Raw genomic sequence first — 3,489 nt, 5'->3', positions numbered from 1 at the left:
TTATGCCGAGATTTTCATTATGTGGAGATATGTGCCAAAAATCTTTTGTTTTGTCGGTTTTTTGCAAAATTAACTCCGCATAATGCTCTGTCCACAACCTTTCAGTATGCTATGAAGATTTCTTCATTATAAGTCTTATAATTATGACAGCCTTCTGATACTCTTTAATTATCGAAAAGAAAGGAGTCTTATGATGACGATTGAAGAAATCACAAACGGTCTGAAACAACTATTGTCAGACAACAACTACGCCCCGGCAACTTTCTGTTTTTATGAACGCGAATGGGAAAAAATTCATTCCTTCCTGCTTTCCGAATACGGTGACTCTGAATTCGAAATGGAGCGTGGGCTTGCGTACCTCGAAAAGCAATACAATCTCCAGACCAGATATAACAATGGAACGCTGTCGCAGCAGAGGGTACAGCTTCTGAGGGTGGTTCACATGCTTGAGGATTATCGTCTCCACCAGGTTCTGACACGGAGATATTACGCTTCCAAAAATCCAATCAGACTGGATGGGCTCTTTTCGGAAACCCATGAAAAATATGTCTGTTCACTGTCAGTGTCGGAACTGTCTAAAAGCACCATAGGGCATTATGATTCCATATCCAAAGTATTTCTGGATTACCTTGCCCAGAAGGGAATTGGCTGCATTGAAAGCATTTCTTTCGATATTTGTAATGGATACTTGAGAACCTTAGCTGGCTATTCCTTTAAAACAGTGGAACAGAATGTATGTGCTCTGCGGCACTTTCTACGTTTCCTTAAAGATGCCGGTATGATCATGGATGACATCGCAGATGAGATCCATATGCCCTCCATATCGAAAAAGGCAAAAATCCCGTCAGCATGGACCACACAAGAACTTCGTGCTTTGCTCAGTTCAATCGACAGAAACAGTCCCATTGGGAAGAGAGACTACGCTATGATACTGCTGGCATGTGTTTTAGGGCTGCGAATCAGCGACATCAAAAGCCTCAGGTTTTCCAACTTTGACTGGGAGCATAAGCAGCTGTCGTTTGTCCAGCATAAGACGCATAACCCCCTCTCACTGCCAATACCGGATGCAGTAGGGTGGGCGGTCATCGATTATGTGAAAAACGGCAGGCCTCAGTTTTTTGATACAGATGTTGTATTCATAAAACATATGCCGCCATTTGACCCGTTGTCTGACAATAATCATCTGGAGCAGCGTATCACATACCATATGAACAAGGCCGGTATCCGAAGGGACAAAAACAGGCATTCAGGATTCCATTCCCTGCGACATTCCGTAGGATCCATGCTCCTGGAAATGGAGACCCCGCTTCCTGTCATCACTACAATCCTCGGGCATTCGGACACCGACATCACAGGCATTTATCTGAAAACAGATCTTGATAAACTGGCAGAATGTGTTCTCAGAATGGAGATGCCGTGCCATGAATGATCCTGTATTCCAAAGTGTTTTCCGTAATGAATTTGAGGAGCTGGTCGCATTAAAGAGGGCGCTTGGCTTTAAATACGAAACGGATGCCCTTTCCTTCGGAAGAATCGATGCATTTTTCTGTGATAACGGTCTTACGGAAAAAAGTCTTTCCAAAGAGATATGCGATGCCTGGTGTAAGAAACGCAGCTATGAAACCGCCTCGAACCATGCATCACGTATCAGCAGTCTCCGGGTATTTTGTAAATATATCAATAGTCTCGGGCTCCCGGCATATATTCCTCCCTCCGGGATTACAAAACACCCTCCCAAATATAATGCGCACATTTTTACGCAGGAGGAGTTGCAACGCTTTTTTGGTGCTGTCGACAGCAGCCGGTCCGTACCATCAGAATGCCCGTACCGTTCCCTGGTCATGCCTGTGTTTTTTCGTATCCTTTATACGAGCGGGATGCGGGTTTCTGAACTGCGGCTTGCAAAAATCCGGGATGTTGACCTTGGCCGGGGCTGCATCTGCGTAAGGGAGGGAAAGAACCATAAGGACAGGCTTGTGCCAATACATCCTGATCTTGTTACGGAGTGCATCCATATAAAAAAACAGATTCATGCAGAGTCGCCGGAAGATGAATACTTCTTCATGATCCGTCCCGGACGGGAAATGACGCTTCAGAATATATACAAAAATTTCAGAAGATACCTTGAAAAAGCCGGAATATCTCATACAGGACGGGGACCCCGCGTTCACGACTTCCGCCACACCTACTGTGTAAACCTCCTCCTGCAATGGACGGAGGAAGGAAAGGATTTGATGGCATATCTTCCATATATGCGCACCATGCTCGGACATGAGAGTTTTGAAGAAACGGCGTATTATTTAAAAATGACAGCTGCGGCGTTTCCTTCTGTCAGGGAAAGCCTGGACAAAGCATTCCCAACACTGATCAGGGAGGTGATATTCGATGACAGTGAATTCCACTGATTTTGCACAGCTGGTAACAGGGTTTCTCACTGAATATCTTCCATTACAGCGAAACTATTCCAGAAACACAGTACTCAGCTACAAGGATGCGTTAAAGCTGTTCGCGGTTTTTCTGACAGAATTTAAAAATATCAGGCTGAACGATTTTTCTATGAAGGATTTTGACCGCCAGCTGATTGTGGAATACCTCGAATGGCTTAGGAACCGTGGGGCAGGGATTTCTACCGCAAACCAGCGCCTCGCGGCGATAAAAACATTTGCTGATTATGCCGGAATACAGTGTATTGAATACCTTGCCCCGCTACAGTCGGTGCAGGGGATAAAAACAAAAAAAGCTGCTGCCCGTGAAATTACCTACCTTTCTGTAGAACAGATGTCAGAACTCATAAACCTGCCTGACATCAATTCGGATAGTGGTCTGCGCCACAGGGTTGTCCTGACATTACTTTATGACAGCGGATGCAGAGTGCAGGAACTCTGCGATCTTATGCTTAGGGATATAAATACCGGTACACAGCCTACTGTACGGCTTCACGGAAAAGGAGATAAATACCGCACAGTCACCATCTCTTCCAATACGGCAACTCTTGTGGCAGAATACATGAAAAGGCAACGGAATACACCCCTAAAGGATCAGCCATTAATCACCAATCGCGGAAAGAGAAAAATGACACGGGATGGTGTGAATTATATCATCCAAAAGTATGTCTCTGTAATACGCAAAACAGATACAACCTTTCCGGAGAAGATCCATGCGCACGGCTTTAGACACAGCAAAGCGATGCACATGCTTGCTGCCGGCATTAATATCGTATATATCCGCGACTTCCTTGGCCATGAGGATATTTCTACGACGATGATATATAGCCGTGCGGACAACAGGCTGAAAAATGAAGCAATAAACAAACTTGCCCCTAAAGTAACGGACGAGACGGCGTTTCCTGACTGGACAAAAGATCAGGATTTGTTGTCATTTCTCAACTCGTTTAAGTGATCTTATTATGCCGAGATGATAAGCATGAAATCGTGAGAAACATAGGATTTTCTGTTAGCTGCTCGGCATAATAACTCGCTCGGCATAAGG

3 protein-coding genes are annotated in these 3,489 nt (G+C 44.8%); all 3 read left to right on the top strand.

The genetic code is table 11. From position 1 onward, the window contains the following. The first annotated feature begins 193 nt into the window (after positions 1-193). From QZZ35_RS10145 to QZZ35_RS10135, 3 genes are read left to right on the top strand one after another with little or no spacing between them, the layout of a single operon-like run. On the top strand, positions 194-1,429 hold the full coding sequence (locus QZZ35_RS10145) for a site-specific integrase (RefSeq protein ID WP_291237296.1): 1,236 nt from the start codon (positions 194-196) through the stop codon (positions 1,427-1,429). Next, positions 1,422-2,405, top strand: coding sequence for a tyrosine-type recombinase/integrase (locus tag QZZ35_RS10140; RefSeq protein WP_291237295.1), 984 nt, complete (start codon positions 1,422-1,424; stop codon positions 2,403-2,405). Before QZZ35_RS10145 ends, QZZ35_RS10140 begins: the two co-directional genes overlap by 8 nt. Beyond that, entirely contained in the window at positions 2,386-3,399 is a 1,014-nt protein-coding gene (locus QZZ35_RS10135; RefSeq protein WP_291237294.1) for a tyrosine-type recombinase/integrase, read from the top strand. Before QZZ35_RS10140 ends, QZZ35_RS10135 begins: the two co-directional genes overlap by 20 nt. Positions 3,400-3,489: the final 90 nt, after the last annotated feature.

Origin of the sequence: Frisingicoccus sp. (assembly GCA_016298055.1) — a bacterium.
Classification (GTDB): domain Bacteria; phylum Bacillota; class Clostridia; order Lachnospirales; family Lachnospiraceae; genus Frisingicoccus.
This window is presented reverse-complemented; position numbering and strand designations above follow the sequence as displayed.